Source organism: Olleya sp. KJ81-1 (assembly GCF_055808135.1).
Genome location: NZ_CM147854.1, coordinates 783,994 through 804,439 on the forward strand (window position 1 = coordinate 783,994; position 20,446 = coordinate 804,439).

Here is a 20,446-nt window from a genome sequence, read left to right on the forward strand (position 1 = left end):
ATAAAGATTACATGAAAATAGGAATTGTTTGTTATCCAACATTTGGAGGAAGTGGAGTAGTAGCAACAGAGTTAGGATTGGAGTTGTCAAAACGTGGTCACGAGATTCACTTTATTACATATAATCAACCTGTTAGACTTGAGTTATTAGGTAATAATGTTCATTTTCATGAAGTTAATGTACCTGAATATCCTTTGTTTCACTATCAACCTTATGAGTTAGCATTATCTAGTAAATTGGTAGATATGGTTAAGCTTCATCAAATAGAAGTTTTACATGTACATTATGCAATACCACATGCATACGCAGCTTACATGGCTCAAAAAATGTTAAGAGAAGATGATATTTATTTACCTATCGTAACCACGTTACATGGAACAGATATTACACTAGTAGGTAGTCATCCGTTTTATAAACCAGCTGTTACATTTAGTATTAATAAATCAGATGCTGTAACTGCAGTATCGCAGAGCTTAAAAGATGATACATTGCGTTTATTTGATATTAAAAATGAAATAAACGTAGTCACTAATTTTATAGATATTAATAAGTTTAGTCATAATTTTACGGACTGTCAACGCGGAATGATGGCTAACGATGATGAAAAAATTATTACACATATTAGTAATATGCGAGAAGTGAAGCGTATTCCTGATGTGATAAATATTTTTAATAATATTCAAAAAGAAATTCCTGCTAAATTAATGATGGTAGGTGAAGGTCCAGAAAAAGAACCTGCTGAGCGTTTATGCGAAAAATTAGGTATAAGCGATAAGGTTGTCTTTTTTGGAAATAGTAATGAAATTGATAGGATACTTTGCTTCTCCGATTTGTTTTTACTACCAAGTAAAACCGAAAGTTTTGGATTATCAGCTTTAGAAGCGATGGCTTCAGGAGTACCTGTAATATCTAGTAATACAGGAGGTATTCCTGAAGTAAATAAAGAAGGTTTTTCCGGCTATTTAAGTAATGTTGGTGATGTAGAAAGTATGAGTAAAAACGCTATAAAAATACTTAAAGACGATTCAGTTTTAAAACAGTTTAAAGCAAATGCTAAGGAGCAGGCTAAAACTTTTGATATTCATCAGATTGTACCACAATATGAAGCTATCTATCAAAAAACACTAAACAAGTGTAAGGTTTTAAAATAATAGTATTAAAAAAACCACCTTAATAGGTGGTTTTTTTATATATGAATTAAGTGTTGATTTAAAATCTATAACGGATTCCTAATGCGATATCAAAATCTAAATCATCTCTGTAATCTCCAAAGCCTAATTCTGGTCTAAAGTCTAAAGATAATTGTAACGGGATATCAAAATTATATTCAATTCCAATATCTCCAGCAGCAAAAATAAAAGTTTCATCATCAATAGCGCTATTGTCAAAACTATATGATCCAACACCACCACCAACTCCAGCGTACCAATTAAAGTCACCATCTAATACCCAAACCCATTGGTATAAACCAGCAAGTTTAAAACCATCATAAGCACTACCAGAACGCCATCCTAAATCTACTTCTAATCGGTTATTATCACCTAAAGCACGTTGGTAAGATACTTCTGCTCCAAACCCGTCGCTATCTCCTAAACGTAAACCAATAGCATTATCAGAAATATCCTGAGCGTAAGTAATTGTTGCAAATCCAAAAATTGCAAAAGCAAATAAAAAGTATTTTTTCATGTTAATTAATTTATTAGTTAATGTATGTACGTTTAAAATCCAATTAAGGATTATAACGCTCTAATATATTATCAAGTTAACTTATTTTTTGTTAAAAATATAAATTTTATTAACAAAAAAAAGACTGATAAACAGGTGTTTATCAGTCTTTAGTAAACTAAAACTAACTAACTATAATTCTCTATTTTACAACAGAAACATCAATTCTTCTATTTTTAGCACGTCCTTCTGCAGTTGCATTGTCAGCTATAGGATCAATAGATCCCATACCTTGTGTATTTATACGTGCCGAAGCGACTCCCATTTCAACTAATGTATTTTTAACAGATAATGCTCTACTAGCAGATAAACTTTTGTTTCCTTCTACAGATCCAGTATTGTCTGTGTGACCTCTAAATAAGATATTTACTTTAGGGTAAGCTTTCATAATTGCTGCTACATTTTCAATTTGATTCATAGAATTAGCATCTAAAGATGAAGATCCTGTATTAAAATATAATCTATCAAAAGCGTAGTATTTACCAGGTTCCATTTTTCCGTCTTTGATATAGCTTAAAAAGTTATCTTCAAATCCGCCTTCAGGTATATTTAATTTTGTTCCATTAGGTAAATCAGAGCTAAAAAAGTTTCCAATAGCTTCACCAAAAGCATTGACTACATTTCCAGAAGCATCAACTATTCCTCCAGCAACATTACCAATTGTGTTTCCAGCTGCATCAACAGCATTACCTGCTGCGTCTACTGTTTTACCAATAGCGTTACCAGCAGCATCTACAACGTTTCCTGCAGCATCAGTTACTCCATTAGCAGTATTTTTAATTGCTCCTGTAGTTTCATTAGCTGCATCTTTTACATTATCCATTATAGATTTTTCACTATCACATCCTTTTATTAAAAAGAAAGCTAGTAACAATCCGATAATACCGATTGCCCAAGGTAAAATCTTTTTTAGTAAAGATCCTCCCGACTTCACAGCATTATTAGCTGTGTTAGCAGCAGCTCCTGAAACTTTGCTTGCTCCACTAAAAGCAGCTTTACCTGCATTACCAGCTAATCCTGCAGCTCCTCCTACAACTTTACCTGCACCACCAATAACGGATTTTCCCGCATCTCCAGCTATTCCAGCAGCACCACCAATAATTTTACCAGCACCATCAACAGCAGCTTTTCCAGTGTTGCCAGCAAACCCTAAAGCACCACTAGCCAAGCTTCCTAATTTATCAGAAATTCCTGAAAATGAACTTAGACCTAATAATGAAGCTAATCCAGCAGGAGCAAACTTATCAAGAAAACTACCTTGATTTGATAGTAAACCTACAAAGCTTCCTAAATCCATCCCTGAAGCTTTTTGCTTTCCTAAGACTCCTCCTAAAACAGAACCTGCAACATTTAAAATAGATGAAGATGAATCTTTACCCATTCCAGATACAGAGCTTACCAAGTCTATAACTCCTGAAGCTTTTTCTCCTAATATATTTTTGACAAAATCTAATCCTTTGTTTAAAAACCCTTCCGATTGTGCGCCACCAACTCCAATTGTACTTGCTAAGTTGTCAACAGTACTTCCGTCTCCTAACATGCTAAAAATAGATTTAGCACCTTCAGGCGAAGAGGCTTTGTCCATTATTCCTCCCAACAAAGCAGGAGCTGCAGCCATAAGTCCTTTTTGGATGGTGTCCTTTTGTTCTCCTCCTAAAAGTGAAGAAACGTTACCAAGTACATCATCAGATAATTGATCTTTAAATAGATTTAATAGATTTGTTGCCATTTATTTATTGTTTTAAGTTAATAATTACTAATACAAAGATATTTTTCTAATAAGCTTTAGTATTTTTGTTAGATAACTTAATAACGGTTATCGATAAAGTGTATTATTAATGCGCTAAAACACCGTTTTTTTTAACTTAATTTTAGTTTTATTTAGTTTTATGGATTTAAATAGTCTAAAAAACAGCTTGTTAGGTGATTTGTTTTATGATGATTTAACCAAATCTATTTATGCTACAGACGCTTCGGTTTACAGAATGCTACCTATAGCTGTAGCTTACCCCAAAAATAGTGACGATTTAAAATTGCTAATAAAGTTTGCTACACAAAATAAAACAGCATTAATACCTAGGACTGCAGGTACATCTCTAGCAGGACAATGTGTTGGAGAAGGTATAATAGTAGATGTATCCAAATATTTTAACGCTATTGTTTCTTTTGACAAAAAAACAAAACGGTAACTGTGCAACCAGGAGTGGTTCGCGACCATTTAAATAATTATCTAAAACCTTTTGGATTGTTTTTTGGTCCAAATACATCAACCTCAAATCGTTGTATGATTGGTGGAATGGTTGGTAATAATTCGTCAGGTACGACATCAATAAAATATGGAGTTACCAGAGATAAAGTGCTAGAGTTACAAACGGTGTTAAGTGATGGTAGCTTAGTTACCTTTAAAGGACTTACTAAAACTAGTATCAAAGAAAAATTAAAACTTGATACTTTAGAAGGGCAAATATATAGACAATTACAAAGCAATTTATTTAATGATAACGCTAAAGCGGAAATAATAAAGCACTTTCCAAAACCAGAAATCCATAGACGTAATACAGGTTATGCAATTGATGAATTAATCAAAGATGAAACGTTTAACATTTGTAAATTACTTGCAGGAAGCGAAGGTACCTTAGCTTTTACTACGCAAATAACATTACAATTAGATGATTTACCTCTTGCAAATAGGATTATGGTTGCTATGCATTTTAATTCTATTAAAGAGTGTTTAAATGCTGTACAGCCAGTAATGGAGCATGACTTATATACTTGCGAAATGATGGATAAAACCATTTTAGACTTAACCAAGTATAATAAAACGCAACAAGACAATCGGTTTTTTATTCAAGGTGATCCCGAAGCAATTCTTATGTGTGAGGTTAGAGGAGTAACATTAGAGCAAGCAAAACAACAAGCTAATGACTTAATTAATATATCTAAATCAAATACAGCAAGCTATGCTTACCCTATATTAATAGAAGACCAAATTGATAAGGCTAATAATCTAAGAAGTGCAGGTTTGGGCTTAATGGGTAATATGATTGGAGATAAAAAAGCAGTAGCTTGTATAGAGGATACTGCTGTTGCATTACCTGATTTAGCTAATTATATAGCAGATTTCACACAATTAATGGCTAATTATAACCAAAAAGCTGTGTATTATGCGCACGCAGGAGCAGGAGAATTGCATTTGCGTCCAATTTTAGATTTAAAACAATCCGATGACGTTAAGCTTTTTAGGCAAATTACAACAGATGTAGCGCATTTAGTTAAAAAGTATAATGGATCCTTTAGTGGAGAGCATGGTGATGGTATTGTTAGAGGTGAGTTTGTTGAGCTTATGATTGGTAGTAATAACTATCAATTATTAAGACAAATAAAATCAAGTTTTGATCCTAAAAATATTTTTAATCCAGGAAAGATTGTGGATGCTTATCCTATGGATAAAAACTTGAGATACCAACCAGATAAAGAGGTGCCTAAAATTACAACTCTTCTGGATTTTTCTAAGTCGGAAGGTATTTTAAGAGAAGCAGAAAAATGTAATGGTTCTGGTGATTGCAGAAAACTACCTGAGTTTGGTGGTACTATGTGTCCAAGTTACAGAGCAACTAAAAACGAAAAAGATACAACAAGAGCAAGAGCAAATGCACTACGTGAATATTTAACAAATTCTGATAAAAAAAATAAGTTTAATCACACAGAATTAAAGTCTGTTTTTGATTTATGTTTAAGTTGTAAAGCATGTGCAAGTGAGTGTCCAAGTAGTGTAGATGTTGCTAGTTTAAAAGCAGAATTTTTGTATCAATATCAAAAGGAAAATGGCGTTTCAATTAGGACTAAATTATTTGCATTTAATAATCAATTAAATCAATTTGGTAGACCAGTAAAAGGCATCACTAATTTTATGTTTTCTAATAAGATTACTGCATCATTAATTAAAAAAAGTCTAGGAATTGCTAAACAAAGAAGTTTACCTTTGTTATCAAGTAGTACTTTAGATAGAGTATATCAATCATATAAAAATAAGACTTTTGTATATAAAAAAATAAAAACAGTTTATTTGTTTAATGACGAGTTTACTAATCAATTAGATGCTAACATAGGTGAAGATGCTATCCAACTTTTATATGCTTTAAACTATGATGTTAAACTAATTAATAACGCGGAATCAGGACGTGCTTTTATATCTAAAGGGTTATTAGATCAAGCTAAAAAAGTAGCCGAAAAAAACGTTAGTTTATTCAAAAATATAATCACTAAAAATTCGCCTTTAATAGGTATTGAACCTTCAGCAATTTTAACTTTTAAAGATGAATATCCAAGACTAGTTGAGGATAAAATTTCTGCGGAAGCAATAGCCAAAAACACCTTTTTAATTGAAGCCTTTTTATCTAACGAAATTGCTATAGGAAACATTACTTCAGATCAATTTACATCTGAAGCAGAAGTGATTAAATTTCATGGTCATTGCCATCAAAAGGCACAATCAAACCAAATCCATAGTTTTAATGTTTTAAATCTTCCAAAAAATTATAAAGTAACTATAATACCTAGTGGTTGCTGTGGTATGGCTGGTAGTTTTGGTTACGAAAAAGAGCATTATGAGATAAGTATGCAAGTAGGTGAACAAACATTATTTCCTGCTGTAAGAAAAGCACCTGAAACTACAATAATTAGTGCTAATGGTACAAGTTGTAGGCATCAAATAAAAGATGGTACACAACGCGTTGCATACCATCCAGTTACTATATTAAAAAAGGCTTTGCTATAGTTATTCTGATACGTTATAATCTGATATAACTTGTGTATTAGTAATAGAAAGTGAGGTTTGTAAAGCGCCTAAATCTGCACCTAATTGATTTAATAATGTGGCAGTTTCAGAATTTAGCTGATAATTAGTATTAGCTTCTGCTTTAATTAAACCTATATTTTCAGCATAAAAACTATTAACAGATAGGACTTGTTGTGTGTCTAATATTGAAATGGTTTGAGCTACTATAATGGTAACTTCAGTGGTCACAGATAACTCTAAACTAATATTAGAAGACGTCACTGTATTATAGGTTACACCATTTACATCTAGGCTATTTAAGTTTTGTAATTGTTTACTTTTTAAAGTGTAATTTATGGTTACAGGATACCCTTCTAAATCTTGTGTAAAGGACCCAGTTTGTATAGATAATTGCGTTCCGTTATTTGCTTGTGTATTGTATAATAATGCATTGTCAAGTTCAATTTGAAAATCAAAACCATCAATAGGTAAAGCTACCGTACCGTTAGCAGCTAAAGTCGTTTGGGTTCTAGATAATTCGCCACTAGTCAATATACCACTCATGGTTCCGTTAGCGATTCCACCTTGGTTAACAGATAATGTGTAACCGTTTGAGGATTGGCTTTCAACCATTAATTCATCTTCACTTGGTGTATCTAAGCCAGTATTATTGTCGGTATTTACAACATTATAATCCCAAGAATTTAATGTGTTTAAAGGAAAAAAATCGCCTTCAAATTGTTGTTGTGACGTCGCAGGACTATCATCGATAGAGTCGCTAGAGCAGCCAACTAAAATAATACTTAAAATTATTAAAGATGCAAATTTAGAAAAAGTCATAGGTATGTAATTTTTAACAAATTAACACAAACTATAACAAACTCCAAAATTAACGCTTACTTAGATGTTTTAAAAGGCTTCATAATGGTTATAGCTGCAATCAATTCTTGCTCTGACATCTCTTTAATGTCTTCATCAGCAAAAAAAGCAGATAATTTATCCTCACTATATCTATATAATTTCCAACGTTTAAATTGATACTCCAAAGCTGTAAAATTTTCTACCCAATCTCCAGAGTTTAAGTAGTTTGTGGTGCCTTTTTTAGTTTCAACTATTTCATTTTTTGGTTGGTGGATATGACCACAAATAACGTAATCATAACCATTTTCTATGGCTAAGTCTGTAGCAGTTTTTTCAAAATTACTAATAAAGCGTACAGCACCTTTGACACTACTTTTTATTTTTTTAGATAACGAATAGCGTTCTTTACCTAAAGTTACCAATATCCAATTAAAGACTTTATTAATTAATATTAAAAGGTCATAACCGTAAGCGCCTAATTTAGCTAACCATTTGGCACTTTGTATGGACGCGTCAAAAACATCACCATGAAAAAACCATGCTTTTTTACCGTCTAATTCTAGTACCAATTTGTTGACAATGGATATATTTCCAATCTCTGAGTCTGTAAATTTTCTCAGCATTTCATCATGATTACCAGTTATATAAGTCACTTTGGTACCTTTTGCAGCTAAAGACACTATCTTTTTTATAACTTGCATGTGTGATTTAGGAAAATAACGTTTGCTAAACTGCCAGATATCTATAATATCACCATTTAGTATTAAATGTTTAGGATCAACGCTACTTAAGTAAGTCAACAATTGTTTAGCATGACAACCATAAGTACCTAAATGGACATCTGATATGACTACAACTTCAACTTTTCTTTTTAATTTCAATACGGTTTAGTTTCTTGATTACTAATGCAAATATCAAATTGTAGTGTTAATCTAACATTATTGCATAATTATCTAATTATAAGCTAATTGTTAAGATATCATTACCAATTTTTATAAGTTGAAATTATATTGGTTTTGTTTGACTATTATTTATGATTACATTAGCGTAAATTAATTTATTTATGGCAGGTAATAGCTTCGGAAACTTATTTAAACTCACCACTTTTGGAGAATCTCATGGTGTAGCTATTGGAGGAATTATTGATGGATGTCCTCCAGGAATTGAAATAGATTTGGAGGCTATCCAAACGGAAATGAATAGACGTAAACCAGGTCAGTCTGCAATTGTAACTCAGCGTAAAGAGCCAGATGAAGTTAAATTTTTGTCAGGAATATTTGAAGGCGTTACAACAGGTACGCCAATTGGATTTATTATCGAAAATTCTAATCAAAAATCTCATGACTATTCGCACATCAAAGATAGTTATAGACCAAGTCACGCAGATTATGTCTACGAAAAAAAATATGGTTTAAGAGATTATAGAGGAGGAGGTCGTAGTTCTGCCAGAGAAACTGCTAGTCGTGTCGTTGCAGGCGCAATTGCTAAGCAAGTTTTAAAAAATGTAAAAATTAATGCTTTTACGTCTTCAGTTGGAGACATATTTATAGACAAACCGTATCAAGATTTAGATTTTACTAAAATTGAAAGCAATGCTGTGCGTTGTCCGGATTCAGCTATAGCTGAAAAAATGATTACACGTATTAAACAAATCCGTAAAGAAGGTGATACTATTGGAGGGACAGTAACTTGTGTGCTTCAAAATGTACCAATTGGTTTAGGCGAACCTGTTTTTGATAAACTGCATGCCGAATTAGGTAAAGCAATGTTATCCATTAATGCTGTTAAAGGTTTTGAATTTGGTAGCGGATTTTGTGGTGCTAAAATGAAAGGTAGCGAGCATAACGACTTATTTAATATTGACGGAAGCACAAAAACTAACCTATCAGGAGGTATACAAGGTGGTATTAGTAACGGAATGGATATTTATTTTAGAGTTGCATTTAAACCTGTGGCTACTTTAATACAAAAATATGAAACCATTAATAGAGATGGTGAAATAGTAGAAATGCAAGGAAAAGGAAGACATGATCCTTGTGTGGTACCAAGAGCTGTACCTATTGTAGAAGCTATGGCAGCTTTAGTATTAGCGGATTATTTATTGATCAATAAGACATATTCTTAAATAAAATATAGTCTAATAACTTAGTTTATAATATTTAAATGGACCCTCAAATTTATTATACTGCTTTAAATACCTTTGATCCTGAAAGCAAAATGGGATTTAGTTGGGTCGATTTTATAGCTTATTCTGATTTGACACATCTAACAGAATTAGTATCTTTAGATGGTAACTTAAATAGGTTGTCTTTTATGCCTGATTTAGATTCGGTAAAGGATTGGGATCATATTATTACAAATCAAGGCATGGTCATGTTTTATTTTAATGATTTAGACTATGTGCTTGAAAAAGTAAAAGCGTTGCAATATTTTAATTTGTTAGCAATAGTCAAACAACCTAATAGTGAAAAAGCTAACTTAACAGCATATTTTGATTTTGTAGGCTATGACTTAATTGACGTTACTGGAGATACTAGTGCTTTATCAAATGCAGGAGGTTTTGATACTACATTTTTACCTTCAGATTTAAATGATTATGGTTTAATAACGGACTATGATAAAGCAAAAATAATACAAACGCAATTACCATTAGATAATCCAAATCAAGAACATACAACATGTCATCTTTACGAAGTTTGGAGACATAAAACAATAGGAAGAAAAACTAATTTAATAACTTAAAAAAAGTACTTTTTAAAAGGAACAACTACCAAAAGATATGAAAAAACTTGCATTACACTGGAAAATTATAATAGGAATGGTATTAGGTATCATTTTTGGATTTTTAATGAATAGCGTTGATGGAGGTAGAGGTTTTGTTGGAGATTGGATAGCACCTTTTGGAACTATTTTTATTAATTTATTAAAATTGATTGCTGTTCCGTTAATATTAGCATCACTAATAAAAGGAATTTCTGACCTAAAAGATATCTCTAAAATTAAATCTATGGGCTTACGTACCATAGGTATTTATATTGGGACAACTGTTATAGCTATAGTTATTGGTTTAAGTATCGTTAATATTATTAAACCAGGCGAAGGAATGCCTCAAGATACAATCGAGAACATCAAAACAGCATACCAAGGTAATGCAGATGTTATGATAGGTAAAGCCAAAGTGACTAAAGAAGCTGGTCCATTACAACCATTAGTAGATATTTTTCCTAGTAATATATTTAATTCGTTTGCAGAGCCAGCGATGTTACAAGTTATATTCTTTGCTTTATTTGTGGGTATATGCTTACTATTAATTCCGGAGAAAAAAGCCAAACCATTAATTGATTTCTTTGATTCTTTAAATGAAGTGGTTATGAAAATGGTGGATTTAATTATGTTGTTTGCTCCTTATGCAGTATTTGCACTAATGGCAAATGTAATTATCGCATTTGATGATACCACGATATTGGTTAAACTATTGGGTTATGCAGCATGCGTAGTATTTGGTTTATTTTTAATGATTTGCTTCTACCTAATGCTAGTCAAAGTGGTTACTAAAAAATCACCTTTATGGTTTTTAAAACAATTTAGTCCAGCGCAATTATTAGCCTTTTCTACATCAAGTAGTGCTGCTACATTACCAGTAACAATGGAGCGTGTAGAGGAGCATTTAGGTGTTGATAAAGAAGTCGCAGGATTTGTTTTACCAGTTGGAGCAACAGTTAATATGGATGGTACAAGTTTATACCAAGGTATTGCTGCTGTATTTATTATGCAAGTTATTTGGCCTGAAGGACTAACTTTTACAAATCAATTAGTTATTGTAGGTACTGCTTTATTAGCTTCTATTGGTAGTGCTGCAGTACCAAGTGCTGGTATGGTTATGTTAGTTATTGTATTAGAAGCTATAGGATTTCCTGCAGAATTACTACCTATTGGGTTAGCCTTAATTTTTGCGGTTGACAGACCATTAGATATGTGTAGAACGGTAGTTAATGTAACAGGAGATGCGACTGTATCTATGTTAGTAGCTAAGTCTTTAGGTAAATTACATGATAATCCTAAGGCTAAAGAATGGGATGATAATTATGAAAATGTAAAATAAACTACTAATTTTAATACGCTTAATGGTTTAATACATATAAATAATAAAGTAATTATGGATGGATTTGATACTATTGTTTCGGTAGATTGGTTAAAGGCTAACATTAATCATGACCAGCTAATCGTATTAGATGCGTCTATTCCAAAAGTAGGAAGTCAATCTTTAAAACCGAATCAAAAGTATATTCCAAAAGCCCGTTTTTTTGATATAAAAAACGCTTTTAGTGATGTTAACGCAACATTTCCTAATACAATACCTTCAGAGATACAATTTGAAACAGAAGCCCAAAAACTTGGAATTAATAACACTAGTTTTATTGTGGTTTATGATGCTTTAGGCATCTATTCTAGTCCAAGAGCTTGGTGGCTTTTTAAAACGTTTGGACATAATAAAGTAGCGGTTTTAGATGGTGGTTTGCCAGAATGGGAAGCTAGCGGTTATGCTACAGAAAATAAATATAAAATAGATTTTAAATCTGGCAATTTTACAGCTAAATACAATCCAAATAATGTTGTATACTTTGAGTCGATTGAAGCTATTAGTAAAGATTCAGATTTTACAATTATTGATGCTAGATCAAATGATAGATTTACTAGTAAAGTAACAGAACCTAGAGCAGGTTTAAGATCTGGTACAATACCAAACTCGATAAATTTACCACACGATGCTATTTTAGAGGGTTACAAGCTTAAGTCTAAAGAGGAGTTACGTCTGATTTTTGAGACTATTTTAAAGCAGAATCAACGCTTGGTATTTAGCTGTGGTTCTGGTATTACAGCATCTGTTTTAAGCTTGGCAGCAACAATTATAGGTTATAATAATAGTGTTTACGATGGATCGTGGACAGAATACGGAACTTTAAAATCTTCAATAATGAAACAACCAAATACATGGACTAAGGATGAATTGTTAGCCTATATTTTAATATTTATAGCACATTCAGATTTAGACGAAACTAAAAAAGAAAAAAATTATATTCTTTCTAGAGTTAATAAAGACGTTTATAATCGTGTACACGAAAAATTTGAAGAAGATAACGACTATCAAAGTATTCAAAATATAATTGAAGCAGTTAAAACTCATGATTATTATCGCAATGATTTTGCAGATCTATTTGCAGATATAAAACTTATGGCTTTTGCAGATGGTGAGATGGATCAAATGGAAAAAGCTGCTTATAATTTATTAAAAAAAATACTAAAAGCCTAGTTTAGAAAATTTTGATTAATCTTTAGGGCAAAATTAAAAAGCCTCAAAACAGTTTTTTGTCCTAAGTATAATACTATGCTAATTTAAGGTTAGACATTCCTTAAACTAAAACGCAATCTATTCCTAACTAACAGAAGTTAGGCTTGAGTTAACGTAACTGTTTTGAGGCTATAACCAACCTCATACTCAAAGTTAATAGACTAGCTAGTGTTATAAAATTGTAATTGAGTAAACAGGTGTTTTTAATGAGGGAAGCATACCTTTGAATGAGTCAAAGTTTATTAATCTAAAAATTTAGCTTTTAATTCTGGAGTAGGAATCATACAAGCTTCTTTTTTACCATACCATCTATAACGGTTTTTAGCTACAAAGTCGTACACCCAATTTCTAATAAATGTAGGCACTATAAAAAAAACACCTAACATATTTATCGGAAATCCCAAGTGTGTGGCTATTACTAAAGCAGCAGTAGATTTTACCTTTAAGCCTTTAGTATTGGAATAGAGTAGTATAGAGTCTGTATTGCTTGTATCCAAGTTATATTTTTGGATAATAGACTGACCAATATTACTTTGTAAAGGAGCAAATAGATACTTGTTTTTTGTATCGTGTTTTATAACAAATTGTATTGATGTGTTGCAAAGGTTGCATACACCATCAAAAAGAATAAGCGATTTGTCGTTTGGTAAATTTTGCATATCACAAAAATAAATTAATATATTTACAAAAATCAATTATATGAGAACTTTACAACAATGGTTTGATAGTTATGCTGTCAGTCATCAAAATCCGACAAACATTTCTATACATTTTATATGTGTGCCAGCTATATTTTTTAGTGTTGTTGGTTTGTTTATGTCTATACCTAGTGGATTTTTAAATAATATTTTACCGCATCCTATCATTGCTAATTGGGCATTTGTTTTATTAGTTATAACCTTGGTATTATTTTATTTTAGACTGTCTGTAAAGGTTGGGATACAAATGTTATTGTTTTCGGCTTTTTGTCTTGTACTTAATTATGTTATTGCGCAATATGTTCCTTTAGTTTATTTCTCTTTAGCGTTATTTATTATAGCTTGGATTGGTCAATTTTATGGTCATAAGGTAGAAGGTCAAAAACCTAGTTTTATTGATGATTTACAGTTTTTATTAGTTGGACCAGCTTGGGTTATGTACAAGTTATTTGGTAAGTAGTCTATTTAAGTAATCACATCACGTCAGTTCGAGTGCTTCGACGTAGGAGAAGTGTACCGAGAACTTATTGTTTTATTAATTTAATGCGCTTCTCGATACAATTTGCTCGTGCCTCACAAATCACTCGAAGTGACGTTGTGGCTTTTTGAGTTGTAAGGTTTAATTAGATAATTGAATTACATTCTAGTTTAGAGTAATCACATCACGTCAGTTCGAGTGGTTCGACGTAGGAGAAGTGTATCGAGAACTTATTGTTTTACTGTTATTATTCTAATGTACTTCTCGATACAATTTGCTCGTGCCTCTCAAATCACTCGAAGTGACGTTGTGGCTTTTTGAGTTGTAAGGTTTTATTAGAAGAGTTAATTACATTTTAGTTTTAAGTAATCACATCACGTCAGTTCGAGTGCTTCGACGAAGGAGAAGTGTATCGAGAACTTATTGTTTTATTAATTTAATGCGCTTCTCGATACAATTTGCTCGTGCCTCACAAATCACTCGAAGTGACGTTGTGGCTTTTTGAGTTGTAAGGTTTAATTAGATAATTGAATTACATTCTAGTTTAGAGTAATCACATCACGTCAGTTCGAGTGGTTCGACGTAGGAGAAGTGTATCGAGAACTTATTCTTTTGCCTTTATTGATTTAATGCGCTTCTCGATACAATTTGCTCGTGCCTCACAAATTACTCGAAGTGACGTTGTGGCTTTTTGAGTTGTAAGGTTTTATTAGAAGAGTTAATTACATTTTAGTTTTGAGTAATCGCATCACGTCAGTTCGAGTGCTTTGACGTAGGAGGAGTGTATCGAGAACTTATTGTTTTATTAATTTAATGCGCTTCTCGATACAATTTGCTCGTGCCTCACAAACCACTCGAAGTGACGTTGTGGCTTTTTGAGTTGTAAGGTTTAATTAGATGAGTTAATTACATTTTAGTTTAAAGTAATCATATCATGTCAGTTCGAGTGCTTAAACGTAGGAGGAGTGTATCGAGAACTTTTCTCAACATCTAAAATTTCATTTAAAAGTCTTCTTTGCTAAATTTGGAAGCTTATCAAATTCATTATTAATCAAAGCTAGCTTTTTTGATTTAGACCATTTTTTAATTTGTTTCTCTGTAGCAATCGCGATGTTAATATCTGTAAATTCAGCATAAAATTTTAACTCAATAGGTCGCCTGAAATACGTATAACTTTTTAAATGTTTACCGTTTTGATGTTCAATTAATCGATTACTCAGGTTTGATGTAATACCAGTATAATAGGTGTTATCTGAACATTTTAATATATAGACATACGATAATTTCATATTTAAATATATAAAATATAAACGTATTATTTGATTGATATAGATTGTTTGTTAAGCTTCTCGATACAATTTGCTCGTGCCTCACAAATCACTCGAAGTGACGTAGTGGCTTTTTGAGTTGTAAAGTTTAATTAGATAATTGAATTACATTCTAGTTTAGAGTAATCACATCACGTCAGTTCGAGTGCTTCGACGTAGGAGGAGTGTATCGAGAACTTTTCTCAACATCTAAAATTTCATTTAAAAGTCTTCTTTGCTAAATTTGGAAGCTTATCAAATTCATTATTAATCAAAGCTAGCTTTTTTGATTTAGACCATTTTTTAATTTGTTTCTCTGTAGCAATCGCGATGTTAATATCTGTAAATTCAGCATAAAATTTTAACTCAATAGGTCGCCTGAAATACGTATAACTTTTTAAATGTTTACCGTTTTGATGTTCAATTAATCGATTACTTAGGTTTGATGTAATACCAGTATAATAGGTGTTATCTGAACATTTTAATATATAGACATACGATAATTTCATATTTAAATATATAAAATATAAACGTATTATTTGATTGATATAGATTGTTTGTTAAGCTTCTCGATACAATTTGCTCGTGCCTCACAAATCACTCGAAGTGACGTAGTGCGTTTTTAGTTGCAGGTTATATTTCTATTAGATAAGTTAATTACATTTCAGTTTAGAGTAATCACATTACGTCAGTTCGAGTGCTTCGACGTAGGAGGAGTGTATCGAGAACTTATTGTTTTGCCTTTATTGATTTTATGCGCTTCTCGATACAATTTGCTCGTGCCTCACAAATCACTCGAAGTGACGTTGTGGCTTTTTGAGTTGTAAGGTTTAATTAGATGAGTTAATTACATTTTAGTTTAAAGTAATCATATCATGTCAGTTCGAGTGCTTCAACGTAGGAGGAGTGTATCGAGAACTTATTCTTTTGCCTTTATTGATTTAATGCGCTTCTCGATACAATTTGTTCGTGCCTCACAAACCACTCGAAGTGACGATGTGGAGCATTATGTTACTTATTATATTATTATATTACTATTTCTTTTTAACAGCCTCAACAAGCTCTAAAACATCCACATTGACGTTAGTGGTAAACATACCATAGTTTACAATTGCTTTGCCTTTTTCAAACTTATCAATAGTACCAACAGCACGACCATCATTCATCCTTACGCGATCACCAACTTTTAAGATTGCTTTTGGTGCTACAGGTTTATTTTTTTCTTTTTCTTTAGCGTCTTTCTTCTTTTTACGGATGACTTCTACTGTTTTTTCGGCTTCCTGTTTAACTTGCTTCTCTTTAGCTTTTTCGGCTTTAGCTTGTTTTGCAGTTATTTTTTTTCGTTTAGAGTTTTCAATTTGTACTAATCTAAACAACTCTGACATTAACTCTTTTTTCTTCTTATCGTTAAAAAACTTCTCTGCAATATCATTCATTTTCTGACCTAAATAAATCAGTCGCTGATTGCTGTCATATAACTCTTGATAGTTTTCTAGTTTTTTCTGAACCTTAGCATTGATTTCTTCTAATTTATCAGCTTCAGATTGTTTTTTCTTTTCATTAACCTTTAGCGATTCGCTTGTTTTTTCAAGCTTAGCACGTTGTTTTTGCAGCTTGGCTATCGTTGCATCAAAGCGGACTTTACTGCGTTCAATCTTCTTTTTAGAACGGTTAATTAAGCTATACGGAATTCCATTTTTTTGTGCGACTTCAAACGTAAAACTACTACCAGCTTGACCTAATGCTAATTTGTACATTGGTTCCAAGGTACGCTCGTCAAACATCATGTTAGCGTTAATCATTTCGTCCTTTTCATTAGCCAACATTTTTAGGTTAGCGTAATGTGTGGTAATAATTCCGTAGGCTTTTCTAGCATAAAATTCTTCCAAAAAAGTTTCAGCTAAAGCTCCTCCTAATTCTGGATCAGATCCAGTACCAAATTCGTCAATTAAAAACAGCGTATTCTTGTTAATTTTCTTCAAGAAATAATTCATCTGTTTTAAACGGTAACTATAGGTGCTTAAATGATTTTCGATGGATTGATTATCTCCAATATCGCTAACAATACGATCAAATAAAAAGGCTTTACTACGCTCATGCACAGGAATTAAAAAACCGGATTGCAACATGACTTGCAGTAAACCAACGGTTTTTAATGTAATGGATTTACCTCCAGCATTTGGTCCCGAAATCACAATAATGCGACTGTCTTCTTTAAGTCCAATGGTTTGCGGAAACGTTTTTTCTTTTTTCTCTAAATTGTTTAAATAGAGTAGTGGATGGTAGGCATCACGCAAGTATAAGGCTCTGTCTTCGCTAATTTCGGGTAAAATAGCGTTCATGGATTTAGCATATTTCGCTTTCGCGGAAATCACATCCATTTCGGTTAAAAAGGTTTGATATAACTCTAATAACGGTAAGTAATGACGAATGTAATTGGTCACTTCTTTTAGGATACGCACGACTTCTTCGCTTTCTTCGTATTCTAAATTATTAAGTTCTCTGGTGTGTTGTAACGTGGTTTCAGGCTCGATATAAACGATGCTTCCTGTTTTACTTCCTCCCATTATGGCACCTTTAACCTTACGTCTGTACATTGCTTTTACAGCTAGTACACGCTTGTTGTCCACCACAGACTCTCTAATATCATCTAAATATTCTAGATTATGATATTGGTTTAAGGCAGAGGTAAAGCTAGAGTTAATTTTACCTTTTAACTTATTAATTTGTTGTCTGATGCTTTGTAATAATACCGAAGCATTGTCCTTTACATCTCCAAAACGGTCTACAACGCTATCCACTTTTTCAATAATAGCAGTAGTAACTTCAATTTGTGTGCTGAATTGGTGTAAACCTGGATAATAGGTATCAAACTTTTTTAAAAATTTGACAATATCGTTAGCGGTTAAGGATATAGAAATTAGTTTTTTAAGACTATGGGTTTCTAAATAGGTGTTTTCTATTTTTAATAATTGCAGCTCTTTAGTAATGGTGTCAAAACCATGATTAGGTATGCGATTATCATTATAGTAAGACGATAGATACTCATTGGTTAACTGTAATGCGTTAAGTAGCGTTTCTTTGTCTTTATATGGTAAAATACTTAGTGTTTTTTGGTTACCTAAAGCAGTAACGCAATACTCGCTTACTTGCTCTAAAACGGTAGAAAACTCTAAATCTTGTAATGTCTTTTCGTGAATGTTTATCATCTATATTATTTTTCGTGACAACGAAAAACTGGTAATAAGCGTTAATTATTCTTTTTTTAGCATTACAAATTTACGGAATTGCGTTGGGATTTTAAATTATAGTTTAAATAGTTATTTATCATTTTAAGATTTGATTATTCCTTATTAATAAATATCTGGTACAAGAAACACCTAAAGTAGCGATAGATTAGATCTTTTAATTTTTAAAGTAATTATAATACAATTTAGCTACCATTCTAGAAGACGCTAAAACTATAATATAAATAGGAATATATCTTTTTTGAAAAACGCTTTCTGTAAATAAGTCTGTTACACTTAAAGTAATTAAAATTACAGATACCATCCATAATAAAGTAAAACCGATCAGGTTAGTTTTTGTCGGATTTTGAAGGATGTTTTTTTTGGTCATTTTAGCTATTTCAGGTTACTATTTTAACTTAATCATTTCTTGTTTTACTATAACGTCTCCAGAGTCGGTTTGACATATAATTTTATTGTCGTTAATCTCAATGATTTCAATAACATATTTGACACCAATTATGGGTTGCATTTTAGGATCGTTAACTTTAGTGTAAACCATTTGATATTTACAATCCGAAAGCCAAGTCACAGTGCTGGTCATTTCTAAATTTAGTTTTGGGTAAGTGTCTATTTGTATAGAGTCTGTCCTGATAGTTAGTAAGTCTGCGTAATCTGGATCTGTGTAAGTAAATGTTCCGTTTTTAAATGCTGAACAATTTAACTCTTGACTAAAACTATTGGTTGTTATTAGAAACAATACTATAAAAATGACTTTTTGCATATTATGTGTAATTGGGTTTTATCTGTTTACTGTTTTTGTAACCACAATCTAATGGCTTTACGCAAAGAAACTTCAGGTTTTGGTAGCGGAATGGTTTGTCCAAATTGTTTACTTCGGTTAAACTTTGAATAGTTTGTTTTATGTTTTTTCCAAACTTCTGGGTATAACTCCAAGAACTTATTAAAAAAACTTTGTTCGTTAATTTTACCTTCTAATTTAGAAAGTACGTCTTTAAATATTTGTTCTTGATCTATAATCATTGGGTTGTTGTATTGAGCAAATTATAGCGCTTTTGTTTAGCTTACGGTAACTTGAATAGGTTAGGTAGCTAATTTAAGTAAATAGTTATAAACATAAAAAGCACAAACGTAAGGGTTTGTACTTTTTTATTTAAATAATTGTTTGATTATTAATTTTTAGTCCAAGTACAAGTTATACCATCTGAAGTGGCATAAGTGTAAGTGTTATTTTTTTTATTAAATACTAAGGTATATCCAGTGTTATTTTCTCTTTCAAAAGTAGATTCGGTTGTTTGTAACCATACAAATTGTTTCCCATTTGTAGTTTGTATTAAGTGTTCTCCTTTTTCTTCAGAATTTTGTGTTGCAATGTTCACTTTTAAATCACCACAATTAGATGTGTAATTTCCATCTAGCATATCTTGACTAATTTTTAGGTCAAAATCCTCTAGTACTTGAAGTGTTTTATTGAATAAATTTGTTAATAAAGGTTTTATACCTTTTTTTACTTTAAAAGTAGTTTCTTGACTATAAATATCTCCTTTGCCTATTTTAAATAACAACTCATTATCGGTTGTCATTAATTTTGTTTCATTTCCTATTATGGATTGTCCGTCTCCAAAAAGTCCAGTCGAATTTCTGACTGTAATTTTTGTAAAACCTCTTTCACTAGGTGCATATGGTAATTCAAATTGGCCATTTTGATTTTGATTTAAAGCTACTTTATAATATAAATCTTTATCACTTGTATTAGTGGCATTTACAATTAGTAGGTAGCTGTCTTTTTTCTTTCCTTGGTCTTCTAATAATAATTGATAAGTTATTTTAACGCCATCTTTGTTTGATAATTGGGTTTCTTCTTGACCAACTAGTTTAATGCTAGCAATTAAAAAAAGCAAGGTAAAAGTAATTTTTGTTTTCATTTTATTGTTTTGGTTGATTGTTTTTAGCAAATAATTGTTATATCGAAATTACCAAATAAATAAGGAATCAAAAAAGG

18 protein-coding genes and 1 pseudogene are annotated in these 20,446 nt (G+C 31.7%); 7 read left to right on the forward strand and 12 right to left on the reverse strand.

What is annotated here, in order from left to right:
• Positions 1-11: 11 nt before the first annotated feature.
• Positions 12-1,151 carry an N-acetyl-alpha-D-glucosaminyl L-malate synthase BshA gene (bshA, locus tag AC0L3M_RS03645; protein WP_473431870.1) on the forward strand — a complete coding sequence of 380 codons (1,140 nt, stop codon included), beginning with the start codon at positions 12-14 and terminating at the stop codon, positions 1,149-1,151.
• 58 nt (positions 1,152-1,209) lie between these two features.
• On the opposite strand, the gene AC0L3M_RS03650 is transcribed toward bshA, so the two are convergent.
• Positions 1,210-1,686 (reverse strand): hypothetical protein, encoded by a 477-nt coding sequence (locus AC0L3M_RS03650; RefSeq protein WP_473431871.1) that lies wholly within the window; start codon positions 1,684-1,686, stop codon positions 1,210-1,212.
• Positions 1,687-1,867: 181 nt separating this feature from the next.
• On the reverse strand, positions 1,868-3,454 hold the full coding sequence (locus AC0L3M_RS03655; RefSeq protein WP_473431872.1) for an OmpA family protein: 1,587 nt from the start codon (positions 3,452-3,454) through the stop codon (positions 1,868-1,870).
• A 160-nt stretch (positions 3,455-3,614) separates the two neighbouring features.
• On the opposite strand from AC0L3M_RS03655, the pseudogene AC0L3M_RS03660 reads away from it, so the two are divergent.
• Positions 3,615-6,502 (forward strand): annotated as a pseudogene (locus AC0L3M_RS03660) (FAD-binding and (Fe-S)-binding domain-containing protein).
• On the opposite strand, the gene AC0L3M_RS03665 reads toward AC0L3M_RS03660, so the two are convergent.
• Entirely contained in the window at positions 6,503-7,342 is an 840-nt protein-coding gene (locus AC0L3M_RS03665; protein ID WP_473431873.1) for a hypothetical protein, read from the reverse strand.
• 56 nt (positions 7,343-7,398) lie between these two features.
• Positions 7,399-8,244, reverse strand: coding sequence for a UDP-2,3-diacylglucosamine diphosphatase (locus tag AC0L3M_RS03670; protein WP_145001636.1), 846 nt, complete (start codon positions 8,242-8,244; stop codon positions 7,399-7,401).
• 182 nt (positions 8,245-8,426) lie between these two features.
• On the opposite strand from AC0L3M_RS03670, the gene aroC reads away from it, so the two are divergent.
• Genes aroC through AC0L3M_RS03690 form a run of 4 tightly spaced genes read left to right on the forward strand, consistent with a single transcriptional unit; the run spans position 8,427 to position 12,674 of the window.
• Positions 8,427-9,488 (forward strand): chorismate synthase, encoded by a 1,062-nt coding sequence (gene aroC, locus AC0L3M_RS03675; protein WP_292945655.1) that lies wholly within the window; start codon positions 8,427-8,429, stop codon positions 9,486-9,488.
• Between the two features lie 38 nt (positions 9,489-9,526).
• Complete coding sequence (locus tag AC0L3M_RS03680) at positions 9,527-10,105, forward strand: hypothetical protein (RefSeq protein WP_473431874.1); 579 nt, start codon at positions 9,527-9,529, stop codon at positions 10,103-10,105.
• A gap of 37 nt (positions 10,106-10,142) precedes the next feature.
• On the forward strand, positions 10,143-11,465 hold the full coding sequence (locus tag AC0L3M_RS03685; protein ID WP_292945649.1) for a dicarboxylate/amino acid:cation symporter: 1,323 nt from the start codon (positions 10,143-10,145) through the stop codon (positions 11,463-11,465).
• A 54-nt stretch (positions 11,466-11,519) separates the two neighbouring features.
• A complete protein-coding gene (locus AC0L3M_RS03690; RefSeq protein WP_473431875.1) occupies positions 11,520-12,674 on the forward strand; it encodes a sulfurtransferase in 1,155 nt (384 codons plus the stop codon).
• A gap of 281 nt (positions 12,675-12,955) precedes the next feature.
• Here the strand turns inward: AC0L3M_RS03690 and AC0L3M_RS03695 are convergent, their stop codons facing one another.
• Positions 12,956-13,372: a thiol-disulfide oxidoreductase DCC family protein gene (locus AC0L3M_RS03695; protein ID WP_473431876.1), complete on the reverse strand. Its 417-nt coding sequence runs from the start codon at positions 13,370-13,372 to the stop codon at positions 12,956-12,958.
• Between the two features lie 40 nt (positions 13,373-13,412).
• Here AC0L3M_RS03695 and AC0L3M_RS03700 point away from each other — a divergent pair, with 40 nt between their 5' ends.
• Complete coding sequence (locus AC0L3M_RS03700) at positions 13,413-13,871, forward strand: Mpo1 family 2-hydroxy fatty acid dioxygenase (RefSeq protein WP_339807702.1); 459 nt, start codon at positions 13,413-13,415, stop codon at positions 13,869-13,871.
• A gap of 1,016 nt (positions 13,872-14,887) precedes the next feature.
• Here AC0L3M_RS03700 and AC0L3M_RS03705 read toward each other — a convergent pair.
• From AC0L3M_RS03705 to AC0L3M_RS03735, 7 genes are all read right to left on the reverse strand, one after another.
• Positions 14,888-15,178 carry a GIY-YIG nuclease family protein gene (locus AC0L3M_RS03705; protein ID WP_473431877.1) on the reverse strand — a complete coding sequence of 97 codons (291 nt, stop codon included), beginning with the start codon at positions 15,176-15,178 and terminating at the stop codon, positions 14,888-14,890.
• 236 nt (positions 15,179-15,414) lie between these two features.
• A complete protein-coding gene (locus tag AC0L3M_RS03710; protein WP_473431877.1) occupies positions 15,415-15,705 on the reverse strand; it encodes a GIY-YIG nuclease family protein in 291 nt (96 codons plus the stop codon).
• Between the two features lie 525 nt (positions 15,706-16,230).
• Positions 16,231-18,405, reverse strand: a complete 2,175-nt coding sequence (locus tag AC0L3M_RS03715) for an endonuclease MutS2 (protein WP_473431878.1) — start codon at positions 18,403-18,405, stop codon at positions 16,231-16,233.
• 196 nt (positions 18,406-18,601) lie between these two features.
• The gene (locus AC0L3M_RS03720) at positions 18,602-18,814 is read right to left on the reverse strand and encodes a hypothetical protein (RefSeq protein WP_473431879.1); all 213 of its coding nucleotides are present in this window, start codon (positions 18,812-18,814) and stop codon (positions 18,602-18,604) included.
• Between the two features lie 18 nt (positions 18,815-18,832).
• Positions 18,833-19,207 carry a hypothetical protein gene (locus AC0L3M_RS03725; protein WP_292945635.1) on the reverse strand — a complete coding sequence of 125 codons (375 nt, stop codon included), beginning with the start codon at positions 19,205-19,207 and terminating at the stop codon, positions 18,833-18,835.
• A 26-nt stretch (positions 19,208-19,233) separates the two neighbouring features.
• The gene (locus tag AC0L3M_RS03730; protein WP_099569299.1) at positions 19,234-19,467 is read right to left on the reverse strand and encodes a hypothetical protein; all 234 of its coding nucleotides are present in this window, start codon (positions 19,465-19,467) and stop codon (positions 19,234-19,236) included.
• Positions 19,468-19,616: 149 nt separating this feature from the next.
• Positions 19,617-20,369, reverse strand: coding sequence for a hypothetical protein (locus AC0L3M_RS03735; RefSeq protein WP_473431880.1), 753 nt, complete (start codon positions 20,367-20,369; stop codon positions 19,617-19,619).
• Positions 20,370-20,446: the final 77 nt, after the last annotated feature.